17 protein-coding genes are annotated in these 19,365 nt (G+C 42.0%); 9 read left to right on the top strand and 8 right to left on the bottom strand.

The genetic code is table 11. The features are described from left to right. Window positions 1-177: 177 nt before the first annotated feature. Complete coding sequence (ppk1, locus tag C3Y93_RS09480) at window positions 178-2,241, top strand: polyphosphate kinase 1 (protein ID WP_096901494.1); 2,064 nt, start codon at window positions 178-180, stop codon at window positions 2,239-2,241. Window positions 2,242-2,347: 106 nt separating this feature from the next. Here the strand turns inward: ppk1 and C3Y93_RS09475 are convergent, their stop codons facing one another. Next, the gene (locus C3Y93_RS09475; RefSeq protein WP_104852748.1) at window positions 2,348-3,607 is read right to left on the bottom strand and encodes a hypothetical protein; all 1,260 of its coding nucleotides are present in this window, start codon (window positions 3,605-3,607) and stop codon (window positions 2,348-2,350) included. 78 nt (window positions 3,608-3,685) lie between these two features. Here C3Y93_RS09475 and serB point away from each other — a divergent pair, with 78 nt between their 5' ends. The 3 genes from serB (at window position 3,686) to C3Y93_RS09460 (ending at window position 6,332) form a co-directional block, all read left to right on the top strand. Beyond that, window positions 3,686-4,906, top strand: coding sequence for a phosphoserine phosphatase SerB (gene serB, locus C3Y93_RS09470; protein WP_004974136.1), 1,221 nt, complete (start codon window positions 3,686-3,688; stop codon window positions 4,904-4,906). 401 nt (window positions 4,907-5,307) lie between these two features. Then, complete coding sequence (aciT, locus tag C3Y93_RS09465) at window positions 5,308-5,643, top strand: ciprofloxacin tolerance protein AciT (RefSeq protein WP_004974137.1); 336 nt, start codon at window positions 5,308-5,310, stop codon at window positions 5,641-5,643. A gap of 209 nt (window positions 5,644-5,852) precedes the next feature. Next, window positions 5,853-6,332 carry a hypothetical protein gene (locus C3Y93_RS09460; RefSeq protein ID WP_004974140.1) on the top strand — a complete coding sequence of 160 codons (480 nt, stop codon included), beginning with the start codon at window positions 5,853-5,855 and terminating at the stop codon, window positions 6,330-6,332. 62 nt (window positions 6,333-6,394) lie between these two features. Here the strand turns inward: C3Y93_RS09460 and dtd are convergent, their stop codons facing one another. Continuing rightward, on the bottom strand, window positions 6,395-6,835 hold the full coding sequence (gene dtd, locus C3Y93_RS09455) for a D-aminoacyl-tRNA deacylase (RefSeq protein WP_104852747.1): 441 nt from the start codon (window positions 6,833-6,835) through the stop codon (window positions 6,395-6,397). Window positions 6,836-7,069: 234 nt separating this feature from the next. On the opposite strand from dtd, the gene pncB reads away from it, so the two are divergent. The 4 genes from pncB (at window position 7,070) to C3Y93_RS09435 (ending at window position 11,156) form a co-directional block, all read left to right on the top strand. Further along, window positions 7,070-8,275 carry a nicotinate phosphoribosyltransferase gene (gene pncB / locus C3Y93_RS09450; protein WP_104852746.1) on the top strand — a complete coding sequence of 402 codons (1,206 nt, stop codon included), beginning with the start codon at window positions 7,070-7,072 and terminating at the stop codon, window positions 8,273-8,275. Between the two features lie 174 nt (window positions 8,276-8,449). Beyond that, the gene (locus C3Y93_RS09445; RefSeq protein ID WP_004974146.1) at window positions 8,450-9,292 is read left to right on the top strand and encodes a sulfurtransferase; all 843 of its coding nucleotides are present in this window, start codon (window positions 8,450-8,452) and stop codon (window positions 9,290-9,292) included. Continuing rightward, complete coding sequence (gene asd, locus C3Y93_RS09440; protein WP_104852745.1) at window positions 9,289-10,140, top strand: archaetidylserine decarboxylase; 852 nt, start codon at window positions 9,289-9,291, stop codon at window positions 10,138-10,140. The genes C3Y93_RS09445 and asd overlap by 4 nt, the downstream gene beginning before the upstream one ends. A gap of 89 nt (window positions 10,141-10,229) precedes the next feature. Then, window positions 10,230-11,156 (top strand): LemA family protein, encoded by a 927-nt coding sequence (locus C3Y93_RS09435; RefSeq protein WP_158660398.1) that lies wholly within the window; start codon window positions 10,230-10,232, stop codon window positions 11,154-11,156. Between the two features lie 46 nt (window positions 11,157-11,202). On the opposite strand, the gene phoR is transcribed toward C3Y93_RS09435, so the two are convergent. The 3 genes from phoR to C3Y93_RS09420 form a co-directional block, all read right to left on the bottom strand. Next, window positions 11,203-12,561, bottom strand: a complete 1,359-nt coding sequence (phoR, locus tag C3Y93_RS09430) for a phosphate regulon sensor histidine kinase PhoR (RefSeq protein WP_104852743.1) — start codon at window positions 12,559-12,561, stop codon at window positions 11,203-11,205. Between the two features lie 9 nt (window positions 12,562-12,570). Next, the gene (gene phoB / locus C3Y93_RS09425) at window positions 12,571-13,281 is read right to left on the bottom strand and encodes a phosphate regulon transcriptional regulator PhoB (protein WP_004974162.1); all 711 of its coding nucleotides are present in this window, start codon (window positions 13,279-13,281) and stop codon (window positions 12,571-12,573) included. Window positions 13,282-13,769: 488 nt separating this feature from the next. Continuing rightward, the gene (locus C3Y93_RS09420) at window positions 13,770-14,489 is read right to left on the bottom strand and encodes a TetR/AcrR family transcriptional regulator (protein WP_004974164.1); all 720 of its coding nucleotides are present in this window, start codon (window positions 14,487-14,489) and stop codon (window positions 13,770-13,772) included. A gap of 213 nt (window positions 14,490-14,702) precedes the next feature. Between C3Y93_RS09420 and C3Y93_RS09415 the strand changes: the two genes are divergently transcribed. Further along, complete coding sequence (locus tag C3Y93_RS09415; protein ID WP_104852742.1) at window positions 14,703-15,542, top strand: SDR family NAD(P)-dependent oxidoreductase; 840 nt, start codon at window positions 14,703-14,705, stop codon at window positions 15,540-15,542. 26 nt (window positions 15,543-15,568) lie between these two features. Here the strand turns inward: C3Y93_RS09415 and C3Y93_RS09410 are convergent, their stop codons facing one another. The 3 genes from C3Y93_RS09410 to C3Y93_RS09400 form a co-directional block, all read right to left on the bottom strand. Further along, entirely contained in the window at window positions 15,569-16,936 is a 1,368-nt protein-coding gene (locus tag C3Y93_RS09410; protein ID WP_104852741.1) for an MATE family efflux transporter, read from the bottom strand. A 114-nt stretch (window positions 16,937-17,050) separates the two neighbouring features. Then, the gene (locus C3Y93_RS09405) at window positions 17,051-18,205 is read right to left on the bottom strand and encodes a methionine aminotransferase (protein WP_026438346.1); all 1,155 of its coding nucleotides are present in this window, start codon (window positions 18,203-18,205) and stop codon (window positions 17,051-17,053) included. A gap of 180 nt (window positions 18,206-18,385) precedes the next feature. Then, on the bottom strand, window positions 18,386-19,354 hold the full coding sequence (locus tag C3Y93_RS09400; protein WP_228761473.1) for an IS30 family transposase: 969 nt from the start codon (window positions 19,352-19,354) through the stop codon (window positions 18,386-18,388). Window positions 19,355-19,365 lie beyond the last annotated feature (11 nt).

The following is a 19,365-nucleotide window of genomic DNA, read 5'->3' as shown; positions in this document are numbered from 1 at the left end:
AAAAATAGATTAAATGTAAAATAAAATAAATAAAAATCAATTTTTTACATATACCCAATTTTGACGAAATGTTCTGCGATTGATTGTGGGTGTAACATGATTGTCATAATCTCTACCTACCATGCCTTGCACAGAGGCGAAATAAGCAGACTGTCTTAAAAACAGCATAGAGAAGATATGGAACACTTTCAGCATTCATCTGATACTTATTTTAATCGTGAACTCTCTTTAATTGAGTTTAACCGTCGGGTCTTGGCGCAAGCTTTAGACCCAGAGTTACCTATTTTAGAGCGACTCAATTTTTTAATTATTTTTTCACGTAATTTAGATGAGTTTTTTGAAATTCGCGTTGCAGGTTTAATGAAGCAACTCGATTTGAATGCCATTACCCGTACCCCAGATGCCATTCCGACTGAACAGGTCTTGGTAGAACTGTCTGATAAAGTGCATCAGGCGGTGAAGCAGCAATACGACACTTTAAATTATGCCATTTTGCCGCAGCTGCAAAGTTTAGGGATTCACTTTATTCAATACCATGACATTGTGGATAAACATAAAGCGTGGATTGCCGATTATTTTGCCCGTCAGGTACAGCCTGTTTTAACGCCAATTAGCCTAGACCCATCGCATCCATTTCCGCGTTTGGTCAATAAAAGTCTGAACTTTATTGTCAGTTTACAAGGCAAAGATGCTTTTGGACGTGAAATTGAAATGGCGATTGTGCCTGCGCCACGCTCTTTGCCACGTTTAATCAATTTGCCAAAAGAAGTGGCAGGTAGTGTGACTGAACATATTTTCTTGACTGCGATTATTCAGCAGCATATCAATGATCTGTTCCCAGGCATGAAAGCCACAGGTTGCTATGCGTTTCGAGTGACCCGCAATGCCGACCTGATTTTGGCCGAAGATGTCGATGATTTGGCAGTTGCCTTAAAAGATGAATTATCGTCACGTCGTTTTGGGCGTGCGGTACGTTTAGAAATTGAAGATGATTGCCCGCAAGATATTATTGATTATTTGCTCAGAGAGTTTGATTTAGATGAGCAGCAATTATATCGGATTAGCGGGCCGATTAACCTGTCGCGTCTGACCAGTAGTTTTGACCGACCTGAATTGAAATATCCACCTTTTGCACCTGTGATTCCAAAAATATTTCGGAAGCAAAAACCGATGTTTGAGATTCTGAAAAAGCAGGATGTGTTGCTACATCACCCATTTGACTCTTTTCAGCCGGTGATTAATTTACTCAAAGAAGCGGCGAAAGACCCAAATGTGTTGGCGATTAAGCAAACGCTGTATCGTAGTGGCCCAGATTCTGAAATTGTGCAGGTACTTGCAGAAGCCGCACGTAATGGCAAAGAAGTCACTGCCGTGATCGAGCTACGCGCACGTTTTGATGAAGAATCCAACATTATGGTCGCCAACGTCTTGCAAGAGGCAGGCGCAGTGGTGGTGTATGGCATTGTCGGCTATAAAACCCATGCCAAAATGATTTTGATTGTGCGTCGTGAGCAAGATCAGTTGGTGCGCTATGTGCATTTGGGTACAGGCAACTATCATGCGGGCAATGCACGTATGTACACCGACTATGGTTTGATGACCACACATCCTGATATTTGTGAAGATGTGCATCGGGTGTTTCAGGAACTCACAGGCATGGGCAGATCGGCAAAATTAAAAAACTTGCTGCATGCACCATTTACCTTGCACAGTGAATTGCTCAAACTGATTGAACAAGAAATCGGGTTTGCACAAGCAGGCAAAGCTGCCCGAATTATCATTAAAGTCAATGCATTGACTGAGCCTGAGTTAATTACGGCTTTGTACCGTGCTTCGCAGGCAGGGGTACAGGTCGATTTAATTATCCGCTCGATTTGTTGTTTGATTCCAAAAGTGAAAGGTATGTCTGAGCGTATTCATGTCCGTTCGATTGTGGGACGCTTTTTGGAACATACCCGCGTGTATTATTTTGAGCATGGTGGTGCAAAAAAATTGTACTGCGCCAGCGCAGACTGGATGGGGCGCAACTTATTTTCACGGGTGGAAACTTGCTTCCCTATTTTGGATGAGAAAATTAAACAGCGTATTGTAGAAGATGGCTTGCTGAGTTATTTGCATGACAATCAAAATGCGTGGGAGCTACAAGCCAATGGCGAATGGCAGAAAGCTGCTGTGGTGGGGCAGGCTGCTGTACACAATGCGCAAATGTATTTGGTCGAGCAGAAGCAGTTGAATGTGTAAATTGGGCTGCAGTAAATGGATGTGATCTAGCATCTGTGAGTATAAAAAACCTGAGTATGTGTGCATACTCAGGTTTTTATGCTTTTAAGGCATCTCATGGATTATTTTAAGAAGCTCTTGAATGTTTGCCTTTTAGAATTTCAGTTCGCAGGCTTTGCGCCAACTCAGCCGATTGGCTGTCCATGCCATTAACCATAAAGGCATGGCGCATCAGCACATTGGTCGGATTTGGCATACTCACCAATTCATAATGCGTAGACAGTTCATCTAGTAATTCATTCGGTAAATGCACTGCATTTTCACGAGCAGATAATTGATGCACCAAACGCTCTGCTGCCTGCACTGCAGATAACTGCATGGCTTCGACTGCGGTTGATAAACCACTGCGAGTTTGCAACACAAAACGCTTTTCTTCACGATAACGCTTATACAGCACTTCAGACAATAACTGGAACACCGTGCCAATCATGGCCATACAGGCTGCTGCATTTGGTGTATTGGCTGCAATACTGAGTGTTGCGCCATCTTCATGGAATGGTTGTACTGTTTGAATGTCGGAACGGTTTAACTTGTAGTGTTGTACGCACAGTTCAATGCTTTTGTTCAGGAAAATCTGACATAAGCTAAAATAAGGCACAGACACACTTTGCGTGACCGTGTCTAATAATTGTTTCGGGTCATAAAACTGAATATTCAGCGCAATGTTGTTTTGCTCTTGGCTTTGCTCAATGGCTTTGTTTGCTTTAGGCGTCATCACAGGTTTAGGCTGTTGCTGTGCCTGCGCAAGTGCCAAAGCCGTTTGATGTTTTTCTTGTTCAAGGGCTTGCGTCAATAATTGTAATTCGTGTTTAAGGCGAGATTCATTATTAATGCGTGCTAAATATTCACTACGACTTGGACGGGCAATCGCGCGATAAGCCAACCATAACAAGCCATGGACCAATAATGATAAAAGTGTCGCTAACCATTGGGTACGCAGAATTTCACCAATACTTGGCTGAATTAAGGTAATTTCAATGCTGCCGACTTTCTTTTCATTGATGATTGCATCGCGGACAAAGACTTCACCTTCACGGGTACGTGACTGTCCACCTGTCGCCAAAACCTGATTTTGCGCATCTAAAATACGAATAGAAGCAATGCTTGGATTGGTGGCATAACGATTCACCAATAATGCCAGTGATACTGTATTGGCAGGTTCCAACTCAGAAAGGCTGTCTGTGACCAGTTGGCTGGTCATTAACTGCCCCTGATTGGCGCGGTTTTCATTTAATTGGTGTGTTGTTGCAAGCACCAATAAAAAGGTGTGAAAAGCAAAACTTACAATCAATAGGCTAGCAAATAGCCCTTGTCTAGGCGCATTCAAGGTAAAACTTCCAAGGCATTTATATTCAATTTAGATTATGATTCTCACAATAGTTGTAGCTCAGACCCGAGTCAATTCATGCGAGAAATCATTCTTATATCATTTTTAGGACCTGACCAACCTAATCAGTTTACTCGATTAATGCAGGTATTGTCCGCTCATTCCTTACAAATCTTAGATGTTGGCCAAGCTGTTATTCATAATCAACTGACTTTAGGTATTGTTGTTGCATCAGAAGACCAGACTGCAACTGCTTTAGCCATGAAGGAGATTCTGATTTTAGCACATGATATTGGCTTAACTGTGCGTTTTAAACCAATCTCTGCAACTGAATATGAGCAATGGGTCAAAGAAGGCGGTCGTACCCGTTATATCGTGACTGCACTGGCACCAGAGCTGAATGCCTCACATTTACAGGCGGTCACGCATATTGTATCTAGCCAAGGTTTTAACATTGAAACTGTAACCCGTTTGTCGGGTCGCCCACAGCTTAATGTAGCCGAAGATGAACCTAAACGTGCTTGCATTCAGTTTGGATTAAGTGGACAAATGCTAGATGCAGTTGCCATGCGTGCTGCGTGTTTAAGCCTGTCGAATGAACTGAGTGTGGATGTCGCGGTACAAGAAGACAATGCCTACCGTCGTAACCGCCGTTTGGTGTGTTTTGACATGGACTCAACGCTCATTGAACAAGAAGTGATTGATGAGTTGGCGATTGAGGCAGGTGTGGGCGATCAGGTGGCGGACATTACCGAACGTGCCATGCAGGGTGAACTGGATTTTCAGCAAAGTTTCCGCGCGCGCGTAGCATTGCTCAAAGGTTTAGATGCTGCTGTGTTGCCTAAAATTGCCGAACGTCTGACCGTGACCGAAGGTGCTGAACGCCTGATTTCAACCTTGAAATCTTTGGGTTATCGCACCGCTATTTTGTCGGGCGGTTTCCAATATTTCGCAGAATATCTGCAGGAAAAATTGGGGATTGATGAAGTGCATGCCAACATTCTAGATGTGGAAAATGGCATGGTTACAGGCGAAGTAAAAGGTCACATTGTGGATGGTGCGCGTAAGGCATTATTGCTACGTGAACTGGCAGACAAAATGGGGATTTCTTTGGAACAAGCCATTGCGGTGGGTGATGGTGCGAACGACTTACCAATGCTTTCTATTGCAGGTTTAGGTGTGGCGTTCCGTGCTAAACCGTTGGTACGTCAAAACGCCAATCAAGCCATTTCAAGCGTGGGCTTAGATGGTGTGCTGTACTTATTGGGCGTGCATGACAAAGACTTGAACCGTGCCTAATATGACAATTCAATGAAAAAAACGCAGCAGTCATGCTGCGTTTTTTGTTTGTATAATCAGCAGATAACGATGAACGGTAAACAAAAACTGTCGATAAAAACCGCAACAGCATTGAATGAAAAAAATATTTTTTAAGGCAAAAAAATAAGGTGTTTTTTTGTAATGACACGCGAATAAAGAGCTAGCTTAGCTTCCCGAAAACTACAAAATTTAAAAAATGTAATGACAATATAATATTGCGACAAGGTGTGTCGCTTTATAAAAATACAAGTCTTTTTTTATCTAGAAAACGCAGCATAATGCAGACATAGAATTTAAATCGACATCCATTATTTATTTAAACGGTATTTGAAGTCGCAGACCAATTCAAAAAGAGGCTGCATCTTTAGACGGAGGTTTTTATGCTAACAGCGAATTTAGCGACCATTGTAGGCTTAAGCCTCGTCGCAGCTGCGTTGATTGCTGTTTTCTTTTCGCCTTATCGTCGCTGGTTAAACTTTATGTTGGCAGGTATGGTGTTTTGGGGTTTATTGGAAGTGGTGCGCTACAGTGTGCAAAGCGTATTTGAACTGCCAATTACCTACAGTTACTTGTCGGCAATTTTCTTGGCGATGACTTTGGTGACTTTATTATTATTACGAGAAGACCGTCGGGCAGAGCGTGCTTTGGCAAAACGTCGCTATATCGAACATACCCCAGTCTATGAAGACGATCAGCAGCAGTGCTCAAGCCGCTAAATCGTACAGACTAAATTCAAAAACTTTAAAAAGATGCAACTGGTTTGCATCTTTTTTGCTTTATCTGTACGGCAGTTTGCGCCATCCAAACAGCGACAAAATTTTAACACCCTCCTAAAGATTGTTATACAAAGCCTTGCAGCAAAAAGCGGGAGTTGTGATAGGATGAGTCTGTTCATTATCCAACAATTACAATAGGCTTCACTGTCATGAAACTTTCTGCAATTCCTGTGGTCAAACTTCCTTTGGTTGATGTCAGCACCGATCCACTTGACCTTCTCGTGGCAGGTTTGGCATTGCGTATGAAACAACTGGCACGTACCAGTCCAAAATTTATTGAGTTGGTGCATGAACGCCAGTTCCGTATTCAAATTGGCACAGACTTGGGTATGGCGCGTCAAATTATTGTCAACAATGGACATATTGACACTGTGGCAGGCGATGCAGAAAAAGCCGATTTTATTTTGCAGTTTGCAGACAGCGAGCAAGGCGTAAAAACCTTAATGAAAGGTGATCCAACTGCATTTATGACAGGCATGCAAAATGGCAGCATTAAAATGGAAGGTGATTTTGGCTTATTGGTGTGGTTTAACCAAGCAGCGAAATTGATTCCACCTAAACTACCAAAACCTGTAAAAGAAAAAATTAAAATGGCACGCCAGTTTATTAAACAAAAAACGGGTAAATAAGCTGCTCAGACCCAAACAAAAACCTCTGATCAATTTTTGACAGAGGTTTTTTTATATGTGATTTATTCGACTTCCAAACAAAAAGTCACAGGCCCGTCATTTACCAAATGCACTTTCATATCGGCAGAGAAAATACCTGTTTCCACCCTGTCAAACTGACTTTTGGCATAGTCCACCAATTGTTCATACAGCGCTTTGGCATCGTTTGGGGGCATCGCAGGGCCAAAATCAGGACGTAAACCTTTTTGAGTCTGTGCCATGAGGGTAAATTGTGAAACCAATAACACACCGCCGTTGGCCTGACTGACATTCCAACCCATTTTGCCTTGTTCATCATCAAAAAAACGATATTTTAAAATTTTATCAATCAGCTTTTTGCCTTTCTCAAAATTATCGTCTTTGCCTAAGCCCAAAAATACCAAAATACCCTGTTGAATCTCGCCAGTGATTTCACCATCGACCACGACTTTGGCTTCAAGAACTCGTTGTAATAATGCGCGCATGGGGGACTAATTTTCTCAGTGTGGGGGATGGCTGCAGATTGTAGCAAACTTAGGCACTTTGGCGTGCATTAACATCAATCACGAAAGCATCAGAACGGTAGCTGCCCGCAGAGAGGTAAAATATCTTGGGAAGGCTACACTTCAGCAAAGTTGTAACAAGATTGTCGATAAAAGCCCTTTTTTGCTGAATAAAGTATGCTTTAATGCAAGAAGTACCGCGAAATGATGATCCCTATGACCCCCATTATTCAATCTCTGCTCGATACTGATTTATATAAATTCACCATGTTACAGGTGGTGCTGCATAAATTTCCGCAAACGCACAGTGTGTATCAATTCCGCTGCCGTAATCTTGAAGATACCGCGTATCCACTGAGCGATATTTTAGCTGAGTTGAATGCGCAGCTTGATCATTTGTGTCAGTTGAAATTTAAAGAAGATGAATTGCAGTATTTGCGTAATTTACGCTTTATTAAAAGTGACTTTGTCGATTATTTAGAATTATTTCAGCTCAAGCGTCGTTTTATTCACGCCAGTATTGATGCGCAAGGTCGTTTGGATATTCGGGTAGAAGGCCCGATGGTACAGGCCATGATGTTCGAGATTTTTGTCCTGGCAATTGTCAATGAACTGTATTTTCAGCGCATCCGTAATGATGAGGTTTGGGCAGAAGGTGAGCGCCGTTTACAGCAAAAAATTGCCCTGATTCAAAGTTACCAACAGCAGCAACTGCCTGAAGATCCACCATTTTTGGTTTCAGATTTTGGTACGCGCCGCCGTTATAGTTTTGCATGGCAAAAGCACGTGATTGCGGCTTTTCATCAAGCTGTACCTGAAGTGTTTCGTGGTACTAGTAATGTACTGTTGGCTAAAGAATTAGGCATTACCCCAATTGGGACAATGGCACATGAGTTTTTACAGGCATTTCAGGCGCTAGATGTACGTTTACGTGACTTCCAAAAAGCCGCACTAGAAACTTGGGTGCAAGAATATCGGGGTGATTTAGGCATTGCCTTGACTGATGTGGTCGGGATGGATGCTTTCCTGCGTGACTTTGATTTGTATTTTGCCAAGTTATTTGATGGTTTGCGACATGACAGTGGTGACCCGTATGCGTGGGGCGATAAAGCCTATGCACATTATAAAAAGCTGAAAATTGACAGCAAAACTAAAATGCTGACCTTTAGTGATGGATTGAGTGTTGAAAAAGCATGGGCCTTGCATCAGTACTTTAAAGACCGTTTTCAGGTCAGTTTTGGGATTGGTACCAATTTGACCAATGACATGGGGCAAACGGCACTGAATATTGTGTTGAAGCTGGTCGAGTGTAATGGTCAGTCGGTGGCGAAATTGTCAGATAGTCCTGGTAAAACCATGACCGATAATGACACCTTCTTGGCATATTTGCGCCAAGTTTTTGATATTCAGGCACCAGTTTAAAGACCAACAAGCCTAAAAAACTGAAAAAAAGACCGAAGAAAATCTTCGGTTTTTTTCTAGATTAAAGCATGCGATTGTTAAAATTCTGAGAAAGTTATGAAAAAAACAGCATGCGCCCAAAAATGACCTATACTAAGTTAAAGTGGATTGCCAACCAGACTGAACAGCATAAAAATGAACGCTTCACCATTCGATTTTGGACTGCTGATTGAAGCAGAAGATTTAGTCCCCGTTTTAGGACATGACAAATTACGCATTGTCGATTTAAGCCGTAATTCGGTGTATGAGCAATTGCATCTGCCGCATGCCTTACAGGTCAAACCGAGCATGTTGTTACGTCAGGATGAAGATGCTTCAGGTCTATTGCCTGAACCTGAAGCCTTGCAGGAGCTGATTCAGTATTTGAATATCTCGCCTGAGCATCATGTGGTGGCTTATGATGATGAAGGCGGTGCATGGGCAGGGCGTCTGATTTGGAACTTGCACTGTTTGGGCTTTGAAAATACCAGTTTGCTCAATGGCGGTATTCATGCTTGGTTGGCCGCAGGTTTTCCGACCACTTCTGAAGTTGAATCACTGAAACCTGTCAGTACACTTGCTCCTGTTGTAGCGCAAAATCAGTATCGTATTCAATATGATGAATTGTTGCAGAAATGCCAAAACCAGTCGGTACAACTGTGGGATTGCCGTACTATAGATGAATATACAGGGCTGCGTTTGGCTGCACGACGCGGTGGTCACATACCTGGGGCATTGCATTTTGAATGGAGTACTGCCCTTAATCGTGAAAATCATTTAAAATTGCACCCCTTAGAACGCACACGACAGCGTCTGGAACAACTCGGATTTAATCTCAAAGAGCCTGTAGTGGTGTATTGTCAGTCACATCACCGTTCAGGTCTGGCCTATATTTTAGGAAGATTACTGGGTTGGCAAATTCAGGCCTACGATGGTGCGTGGAGTGAATGGGGCAACCGCCCTGACAGTCCTGTTATTACTGGAGAGTTGCCGTCTTGAGCCTCACATCACGTTTAAAAAAACAAATTTTCATTCAGGCACAACGCGTTGTGCCACAACATCAATTATCACGTGTTGTGGGTAAACTTGCAGCCAGTGAGCATCCTGTGCTCAAAAATGCGGTGATCACTGCATTCAAGGCGCAATACGGCATTGATATGTCTTTGGCAGAACAAAGCAATGCCTTGAAATATAAATCTTTTAATGAATTTTTTACCCGTTCTTTAAAGCAGGGTGTGCGGGAAATTGACAGCAATCCGAACAGCATTGTATCGCCTGCAGATGGGGCGATTTCACAGTTGGGTAAAATTGAAGATGGGGCAATTTTTCAGGCCAAAGGTCAGCAATTTACTGTTGAAAACTTAATTGCCGACCCGCAATTGGCTGAACCATTTAAAAATGGTCAATTTGCAACCGTGTATTTATCTCCGCGCGATTATCACCGTGTACACATGCCTTTTGCAGGCACACTCACCGAAACTTTATATGTGCCAGGTGAGTTGTTTTCTGTCAATCAAACCACAGCCGAAAATATTCCGGGTTTATTTGCCCGCAATGAGCGCATGGTGTGTTTGTTTGATACCGAATTGGGTCGTATGGCGGTTGTTTTGGTGGGTGCCATGATTGTAGCGGGCATTGAAACCGTGGCGACAGGCAAGGTCAAACCATCGGGGCGTTTGGAACTGAATCAACACCAATTATTCCTTGAAAAAGGTGCAGAATTAGGACGTTTTTATTTGGGTTCAACCGCGATTGTTTTGTTTGAAGAAAATAAAATGCAGTGGGATGCCGAATTCAAAGCCAACTCTGTGGTGGAAATGGGGAAAAAGTTAGGCTTTTTGCTTTAATTTTCAATTTATAACGTTACAATTATCCCTCAATATTAAATATCTGCCTATTTTGTAGGCAGATGCATTATAAAGTGAGGGTTTTATTTATGTGGTTATGGATTTTACTTGCCTTAATTGCAGCGATTATTTATTTGGTTCTTACTTCTTATAATTCGCTGCAGCGTAAGGCGCATGATATTAAAGAGTCTTTATCCAATATTTCTGTCTCAATTAGTAAAAAAGTTAATTTAATTAATCAGCTTATGGATGTTGTTCGAGGTTATCAAGAAAGTGAGCAATTGACACATTTAACAGTAGTTAAAGAAACAGGAATGAATGCTATCTATTCTAGTTATCAAGATAGTAATATGATGTTAACGAACTTACAGGGTATGGCTGAGAGATACCCTGATTTAAAGGCAGACCAACAATACCATCGCTTAATTACAAATATTGAGCAATGTGAACATGAAATTTCTCAATGGCGCAATGAATATAATGCTCGCGTGAAAGCTTATAACTCACATCGTTCATCTATCCCTACGATTTTTGTTGCTAACGGGATGGGTTTTTCTGAAGCACCATATCTTGATTTAACAATAGAAAATGCAGAACAAACTATTTTAAAAGATTTTAAAATGGATGATGGAGAGCGTTTGAATGCTTTATTTAAATCAGCAAAAGATAATATTGTAGATGGTTCTAAAGCCTTAGCCTCAACCTCTAAAGTTGTATTGGATAAAGCAGCAGATACAAGCAAAAAAATTGCGTCTAGTGAACAAGTACAAGGAATTGTAGATAAAGCAAATGTTTATATGGGGAAGCCAAGTACAACTAAATTCTTCTATTTATTATCTGATTCGACACCAAAAGGTCCTGTAAAAATAGAAGAAATTATTATGTTGGCTGAAGATCCAAATTGGGTTGAACAAGTCCGTTTATCAGAAGTCGGGACAGAACAGTGGATGAGCTTTGAAGAATGGACTACGCTTCATACACAACCAACACTGCAATTACAACAACGTGATATTTAACTTAAATAGACTCTCCCTTCTATTATAAGAGGGGAGAGTTTTCCTATTAAATCTCGTAATACAAACGCTCTTTCGGGAACACAGCTTTGAATATAGAGCCTTGATTTTCTTTAGATTCGACTTCTAAGTGTGCATTATGCTGCATCAAAACGTGCTTCACAATTGCTAAACCTAAACCTGTGCCGCCTGTTTGTCGGCTACGCGCGCTGTCTACACGATAAAAGCGTTCAGTTAAGCGTGGTAAGTGTTTCGGATCAATCCCGATGCCAGTATCTTCTACAGTAAAATAGCCTTGATTGCCATTATCATGCCAGCCAATGGTAATCGTCCCGCCTTTTGGGGTGTATTTAATTGCATTGGTGATTAGGTTGCTAAAGGCGCTGGCCAATTCTACATCTGAACCAATCAGATCATAATGACTGTCAATATTTAAGTTGAGTGTATGTCCATAATCGACGTTATAGGCATGTGCATCGTCAAATAATTGATTCATTAAACTTGGCATTTCAATGATTTGATTTTTGGCGATGGTTTTTTCATTTTCCAGACGTGACAGCAGCAGCAGGTCATTTACCAAAGCGTTCATGCGTCGGGTTTGTGACTGCATTTGCTCAAAAGCACGTTTCCAACGCGGGTTAATATCATCCTGATCGGTAAAGGTTTCGATATAACCACTCAGCACAGTTAGTGGGGTGCGCAATTCGTGCGAAATGTTATCGACAAAGTCTTTACGCATTTGCTCAAGGTTATGCATACGGGTCATGTCGTAGGCAAATAACAAACGGCTATCGCCACCAAATTGGGTCATTTTGACTTGCACATATTGCCCTTCATGCACGCTAGATTTCATTTTTAAACCGTCAGGTGCTTGATCAATATGATTAAAATATTCAATAAAACTAGGTTGGCGCAAAATAGTGAGGATGTTGCGTCCACGGTCTAAAGGCTGAATACCCAATAGCTTTTCAGCAGCAGGGTTCCACCATTCAATTTGATGATTTTCATCAATCAGCATCACGGCTTCATCCAACGCCACCAATGAAGACTGGGCGCGATCAATCAACCCGACCATTTCGGCCTGAACGATACGTTCCTGACGTTGTGAACGATAAACATTGAACAGTAATGCACCCCAAATACCATGCAGATTTGGCGGCACATCATAAGGACGATTGGAAATCCAATCATTAACTAAATAGAGGGAGCGCATTTGCTGAAGAAAAAACAGCAAAAAGGCGAGGCTAATACAAATCCAAAAATACCCAATCCCAAAACCAATCAAGCTTGCAATAATTAGGAAAAAGGCCAATAAACGAAAATCTTGTTTGGCAAAAGTCCATAAACTGCTGTAACGAACTTGTTTGAGGTCACGGGCGAGTTCAGGGACTGGGTAAGGTTCGTACATAAAATAATTTTAGCCTAAAGCAACATCCGCACGTGTCGAGAAGCGATAGCCTGTACCACGTACCGTTTGTACAAAACGGTCTACGCCATACGGTTCTAAAACTTTACGTAAACGACGAATATGCACATCAATAGTTCGGTCTTCAATATATACATTGCCGCCCCAGACTTGGTCAAGCAATTGCGCTCGGGTGTAAGCGCGCTCTGGGTGCGTCATAAAGAACGCCAATAGACGATATTCGGTTGGGCCCATTTCTAAAATATTGTCACCAAAACTGACACGCTGGCTGACTGGGTCCAAAATTAAACCGTTGGCATCAATAGTTTTTTCACCGCTTAAGGCATTGGCACGACGTAAGACCGCTTTAATACGTGACACCAGTTCACGGGTCGAGAACGGCTTAGTCATGTAGTCGTCCGCGCCAGCATCTAAACCTTGAACTTTGTGATCTTCTTCGCCACGTGCAGTGAGCATAATCACAGGAATTTCGGCAAGGTTGTCATCGCGTTTTAGGCGACGGCACAAGTCTACACCGCTGACACCGCCTGGCATCATCCAATCAAGCAAGATAAGCGCTGGACGTTGATCGACAATCATCTGATGAGCTTGTTTTGCATCTTCTGCTTGTAAGCACTGAAAGCCTGCCATATCTAAAGAGGTATGGATCATCTCCCGAATTGGAAGTTCGTCATCGACGATTAAAATGTAGTCATCTTTCACAACGCAATATCCTATAGATGTTAACGGTGGGCCGTTTTATTTATGACAGGCTTATTACAAAGATTAATTATGACAGTATCATTGCAGAAAGGGTTGAATGGGCTATTTTTGCAATAATTTGTGACAAAGTAGTGTCGATTTGATGAAAAAACTGAACAGATTCAGTCAAAGTAAATAGGGTCTGCTGACACTTCGTCTATGTTTGCGACGTGAGAGATATATCTCGCAAGATTTTTTAGCTGATATAAGGCATGAGGCAGGAAATTTAGTTATTCTAAGTGACTGACTCATAATGCAATAGCGGCAAAAAAAAACATGCTCGTTCCGAAGGACTGTAGCTAAAACTTTCTCAGATTGCGTTATGAAACTTGGCAATAGACCCACTATTCCCTGCCTGATCTGCTCAGTTTTAGTCTACAGCGCAAGCCATTTATGAAATGTCAGCAGACCCCTCTGAATTTGAAAAATATTATGAATATTTTTCGATTTTATGACAATGTCGAAGAATCTTTCACAAAAGCTTGCTCTTTTTCCGAAAAGGTCTGTAATAACGATAAAAATACAATACGGCAAGAAGACAAGACATCTTCCATGGATTGTTTGAAATCGCTCATCACCCAGCGAATCGCAATTTGGGTGACATAACCATTTAAGCCTGTCGCTACCAGTGAAATTTCTCGGTTGGGGCGGTCTAAATGCGGCATCATCAGCATGACAAAGGCCTGAATCATGCGGTCAAAACGCGACATAGTTTCGTGAATGGTGGCTTGGTTATGTAGTTCTTGCACCAGCATGGCATCAATATAAATAATACGTGCCATTTGCGGGTTATTTTTTAGCGTGGTCAGTAAAGCAGTCAGTCCTGCATCAATCATTTTTTTAGGATCAGCCGAGGCTTGCATAATGGCTTGCATGACATTTTGCTGTAATTCATCAATCAATTTTAAAAAAATGGTCTGAAACAGTTCTTCGCTTTTTTTAAAGGATTCGTAGAAATAGCGCTCGGTTAGTTTGGCTTCGGTACAAATATCTTTTACGGTCACGGCAAAAAAACCATGCGTGCCATAGGCTTGAATACCTGCCTCAATCAGTTTTTCACGACGCGCCTGTTTGCGCTCAGTTAAAGACAAGCCTTTAAACTGACGTTCTTTTTGTTGTTTCTGGGTGGTTTTTTCTGTTTCTGCAGTCACGGGCAGTTGTTCTGTCATGTTCAGTTAAGCCAAATAAGAACCGTAATTAGGCTTTATACTAGCAATAATTATCTGTTAAACCTATGTTTTCAGATTCATTTGCGATATTCGTACTGGCTTATATTGACAATACTTATTGTCAAAATTATATTTAAACCACAGCGCATCGCACAGCCCTACAAAACAACAAGCAGGTCTGAACTGTGCACGCCACATACTCAAGGAAATCACATGAAAAATTTTAAAAATAAAGTTGCCGCAATTACAGGCGCAGGCTCGGGTATTGGGCAGCAATTGGCTGTTCTATTGGCGAAGCAAGGCTGTCATTTATCGCTCAGTGATGTGAATGAACAAGGTTTGACACAGACGGTAGATTTGCTCAAAGACAGTAATGTGCGCGTGACCATTAAAAAGGTGGATGTTTCTAAATTAGAACAAATGCGCGAATGGGCAGCTGAAACTGTGCGAGACCACGGCTCGGTCAATATGATTTTTAATAATGCAGGCGTGGCGTTGGGTTCTACCGTAGAAGGTGCAAGTTACGAAGAGTTGGAGTGGATTGTTGGTATTAATTTCTGGGGTGTGGTCTATGGCACCAAAGAATTTTTGCCTTTAATCAAACAAACGGGAGATGGTCATATCATTAACATTTCCAGTTTATTTGGTTTAACTGCACAGCCAACGCAGTCGGCTTATAACGCAACCAAATTTGCGGTGCGCGGTTTTACCGAGTCTTTGCGTCAGGAATTGGATTTGGAAAATTGTGGTGTGAGTGCGTTGAGCGTGCATCCAGGCGGGATTCGTACCAATATTGCCAACAATGCTAAAATGAACGACAGCATGCGCACTTTGGGCATGAATCCTGAAAAATCGGCACGTGCTTTTAATAAATTATTGCGTTGCCCGCCTGAAGAAGCGGCGCGCCAAATTTTAGAAGCGGTACAAAAAGACAAGCGCCGTTTATTGATTGGTAATGATGCCAAAACTTTGGATTTAATCCAGCGTATTGTTCCAACGGGTTATCAGAAAGTTACCGCATGGGCGACTAAGTTGGGCAAGAAACGCGGTTAATCTAACTTACAAATATAACAGACCATTCAGACCAAAACCTGAATGGTTTTTTTCTTCCAGACAAATTGATAATACGCACCTTGACCGATGCACAGACTCACAAATGCCAAGGCATAGGCATACCAAATTCCTTGCAAACCCCACCACTGACTGAAGAAATAAGCACACGGTACTTCAATTAAAACAATCGCTAAAATATTGATGATCATTGGCACATTGACTGTGCCACTGGCGCGCATAATAGAGGCAAAAATTGCACTGGCACCAAAAAATAAAATGGCCCATAACACAATAAATAAGAGTTGCTGACCCAGTACCACCACTGCAGGATCGGTAATAAACAGCGCCATCAGATATTTAGAAAATAAATAACCCAAGGTGACTAAAATACCTGTAATTAGCAGATTCATGCCCAAGGCTGTGCGGGTAACTTTAGCCAGTAATTCGGCTTTGCCTGCACCAATGGCTTGTGCTGCAAAAATTGAAGCAGCTATGGCAATCGATAGCGCAGGAAATTGAATATAGTTCAACACCTGATTGACAGCACCATAGGCGGCAGTGGCCGCAGCACCATGCCGATTGACCAAACCGACAATCACCAAACCTGCCATAGAGGTAGTGACCATTTGTAAGCCTGTGGGAATCCCTAAGCGTAAAATCACCTTGCTTAAATTGGGTTGATGCCGAATTTGACGTAGTAGATGCACATCCATTTTTAAGGGATGATTCTTTTTATTCAGGTAAATCACCAAAAAAATTAAAACAGCCAGATAGCCCAGAATGGTGGCAATTGCAGGGGCAATAATGCCCAAGCGAGGAAAGCCAAAATAACCTGCAATCAGGATGGGGGTAATCACCAATCCCATTAAACTAGTCAAACTCAGGGCAATGAGTGGCGTAAGGCTATCGCCCACTCCACGTAAAATAGAGGTATAAATAATATAAACAAACAGCAGTGGGCTGCCTGCCAACATCCATTGCACATACGGCAGGGATAGATGCATCACTTTAGGGTCTGTGCCTAATAATATTAAAATTTGTTCGGCAAAAATCACCCCCAAACAGGCAATGAAACTGCCGCCAATTAGGGTCATAAATAAAGTCGAACCGACAATACAACGCACTTTTTCGACATTTTGTGCGCCCCACGCTTGCCCGACCAACACGGTCGATCCTGCCGAAAGCCCAATCACAAAGGCCATCAGGCAAAAAATAATGGGAAAAAATACCGACACCGCAGCAATGGCTTCCACACCGAGCATTTGCCCGACAAAAATCGTGTTAATGGTGCCCGAAAGATTTTGCAAAATATTGGTGGCAATCAGTGGCAATAGAAACACCAAAAAGGTTTTCCAAAGCTGAGGGTGATCGACCAGTGCCTGAGGTCTTGCCATGCCAAATCCTGCGCTTCAATATGCGGTTGTTTGAAATTTCACCCTAGCATGATTTGGTCATAAAAAGCCTTAGCTTTTCAGTAACTCAGTGACATTTCAGTGGAGCTTCATCGCTTAAATTGCCGATAAAATTTCACCTGCACGCAACAGGGTTTCGGTTTTTTTAGCAAAGCAGAAACGGATTAAACGTAAATCATCGGGTGGGGTTTGATAAAATGCAGACACAGGAATACCGACAATGCCGTGCTGCTCGGCTAGAAAATGGCACATATCGACAGCATTTAAGCCGGGACGGATATTGCTGTAATCTAAATTTTGAAAATAAGTGCCTTGTGCAGGGCTGAATTGAAAGCGTGAATTGGCAATGCCTTGATTAAACAAATCACGTTTGTCCTGATAAAACTTTGCCAGTTCTGCAATATGTTCAGGGTGCTGCTGCATATAATTTGCCAAAGCCACTTGCACAGCGCTAACTCCGCAGAAATTAATAAATTGATAGGCTTGGCGAAAGAGCTGCATTAAGGCAGGTGCAGCCGCACAGTAGCCTGTTTTCCAGCCTGTGACATGAAAAGTTTTACCAAAGGAACCCACGACAAAACTGCGTTCCCTAAGCTCAGGAAAAGACAGTGCAGAGCGGTGTTGATGCGCATCAAAGACCAAATGTTCATAGACTTCATCGGACAGCACCACAATATTATGTTCCTGAATAACATCAATTAAATGCTGCCAATCTTGCGCTGACCATACTGTGCCTGTGGGGTTATGTGGTGTGTTGATGATGATCATGCGGGTTTTGGCATGAATCGCATCTTTGACCATATTCCAGTCCACCTGAAAATGTGGAGCCTGCAGCGGAATATGAACGGCTTTTGCACCCAACAATTTTACACAGGGTGCATAACTGTCATAACTTGGATCAAAAATAATGACTTCATCGCCTGCCTGCAGCACGGTTTGCATGATGCTAAAAATAGCCAGTGTTGCCCCTGGGGTGATGGTAATTTCACTGATCGGGTCAAGCATTAGCTGATCACGCTGTAAAAATTGCTGTGCCAGTTGTTCGCGTAGTGGCAAGTAACCATCGCCCGAAGGATATTGATTGAAGCCTGCGTGTGTGGCTTGGCTTAAAGCATCCAGTAATGCTGCAGGTGGGGGAAAGTCGGGAAAACCCTGCGATAAATTTAAGGCATTCAGTTGTTGTGCCAAGTTAGACATGGTACTAAAAATACTCAGACCTTGAGCAGGCAGTTTCGCGTGAATATCGAGCATAGTGGGGTTCTGGTTGTGGCAGCAGCTTGTTTTACATCGTAGCGTTTTCAGGAGTGAATGCAAATGGGGGATAGGTATTTTAGGGATTTAAAGATTCATAGACCAGTTTGTTAAATACCCAGAGATATTATCTGCAAGAACTAAAAATGGGAGTGCAATAACTCCCATTTTAGGGCGAATTCAAACATGAGGTGCGACAGTTTCAAAAGCCTTATGATAATCAACAAGCTGAGCAAACTTCTCTAATGGTGTAAGCCAATCTAACGCTTTTCTAGGACGAGTGTTCAGTGACATGGCAACTTGATTTAAATAATGCTGATCTGCCTGATTTAAATCAATCCCTTTAGGTAAATATTGCCTAATTAAACCATTCATATTTTCGCATGTGCCTTTTTGCCAGGGTGAATGTGGGTCACAGAAATATACATCTATGCCTAAATCTTCTTCGAGTATTTTATGTTCTGACATCTCACGTCCACGGTCATAGGTCAACGTTTTACGCAGTTCTGCAGGTAAATATTTCAGAGCTTCAGTTAAAGCCTTGCGCACTGATTCTGCCTTTGCATCAGGTAATGTTGCCAAGATACAGAGCCGTGTATTTCGTTCAATAAGTGTTGCTATCGAACTTTTATTGTCTTTACCTTTAATTAAATCGGCCTCCCAATGACCCGGTATTTTTCTTTCTTGAACTTCGGCTGGGCGCTCATGAATAGTTTTAATATCCTGTAATATAGAATCTTTTTTAGGTTCACCGTTAGCTTTTCGCTTTTTATTTTCATGACGCAGACAGGATAATAAGTCTTTTTTCAACTCACCCTTTGGTAATGCTCGTATAGTTGAGTAAATCGTTGTATGGCTTACATTCATTGTTTGATCCAAATCAGGAAATGTCTTTAAACGCTTCGATATTTGCTGAGGAGACCATAAACAACGGATCGCTTCAACAATAAATCTCCAAAGGATTGAGTCGATTTTGAGTTTTCTGTGACCACGTCTACGTCTAGCGAAGGTGTTATCAGAAGCATATCGAGCTTGATAAACGTCATTGATGCTATTTCTTTTAAGTTCACGATAGATCGTACTAGGATGTCTTTTAATAAGTTCAGCAAATTTTCTGGGTGAAAAGCCTTCTTTTCTTGACTCAAGCATTAATGCAGTAC

Source organism: Acinetobacter sp. SWBY1, assembly GCF_002946595.1.
GTDB classification, from domain to species: domain Bacteria; phylum Pseudomonadota; class Gammaproteobacteria; order Pseudomonadales; family Moraxellaceae; genus Acinetobacter; species Acinetobacter towneri.
This window is presented reverse-complemented; position numbering and strand designations above follow the sequence as displayed.

Bases quoted from the DNA above. Each gene is read 5' to 3' on its own strand.
- C3Y93_RS09420 (WP_004974164.1), bottom strand. From the start codon at position 14,489: ATGACAGAACAACTGCCCGTGACTGCAGAAACAGAAAAAACCACCCAG.
- C3Y93_RS09415 (WP_104852742.1), top strand. From the start codon at position 14,703: ATGAAAAATTTTAAAAATAAAGTTGCCGCAATTACAGGCGCAGGCTCG.
- ppk1 (WP_096901494.1), top strand. From the start codon at position 178: ATGGAACACTTTCAGCATTCATCTGATACTTATTTTAATCGTGAACTC.
- aciT (WP_004974137.1), top strand. From the start codon at position 5,308: ATGCTAACAGCGAATTTAGCGACCATTGTAGGCTTAAGCCTCGTCGCA.
- C3Y93_RS09410 (WP_104852741.1), bottom strand. From the start codon at position 16,936: ATGGCAAGACCTCAGGCACTGGTCGATCACCCTCAGCTTTGGAAAACC.
- serB (WP_004974136.1), top strand. From the start codon at position 3,686: ATGCGAGAAATCATTCTTATATCATTTTTAGGACCTGACCAACCTAAT.
- C3Y93_RS09405 (WP_026438346.1), bottom strand. From the start codon at position 18,205: ATGCTCGATATTCACGCGAAACTGCCTGCTCAAGGTCTGAGTATTTTT.
- C3Y93_RS09400 (WP_228761473.1), bottom strand. From the start codon at position 19,354: ATGCTTGAGTCAAGAAAAGAAGGCTTTTCACCCAGAAAATTTGCTGAA.
- dtd (WP_104852747.1), bottom strand. From the start codon at position 6,835: ATGCGCGCATTATTACAACGAGTTCTTGAAGCCAAAGTCGTGGTCGAT.
- C3Y93_RS09445 (WP_004974146.1), top strand. From the start codon at position 8,450: ATGAACGCTTCACCATTCGATTTTGGACTGCTGATTGAAGCAGAAGAT.
- phoR (WP_104852743.1), bottom strand. From the start codon at position 12,561: ATGTACGAACCTTACCCAGTCCCTGAACTCGCCCGTGACCTCAAACAA.
- C3Y93_RS09435 (WP_158660398.1), top strand. From the start codon at position 10,230: ATGTGGTTATGGATTTTACTTGCCTTAATTGCAGCGATTATTTATTTG.
- C3Y93_RS09460 (WP_004974140.1), top strand. From the start codon at position 5,853: ATGAAACTTTCTGCAATTCCTGTGGTCAAACTTCCTTTGGTTGATGTC.
- pncB (WP_104852746.1), top strand. From the start codon at position 7,070: ATGACCCCCATTATTCAATCTCTGCTCGATACTGATTTATATAAATTC.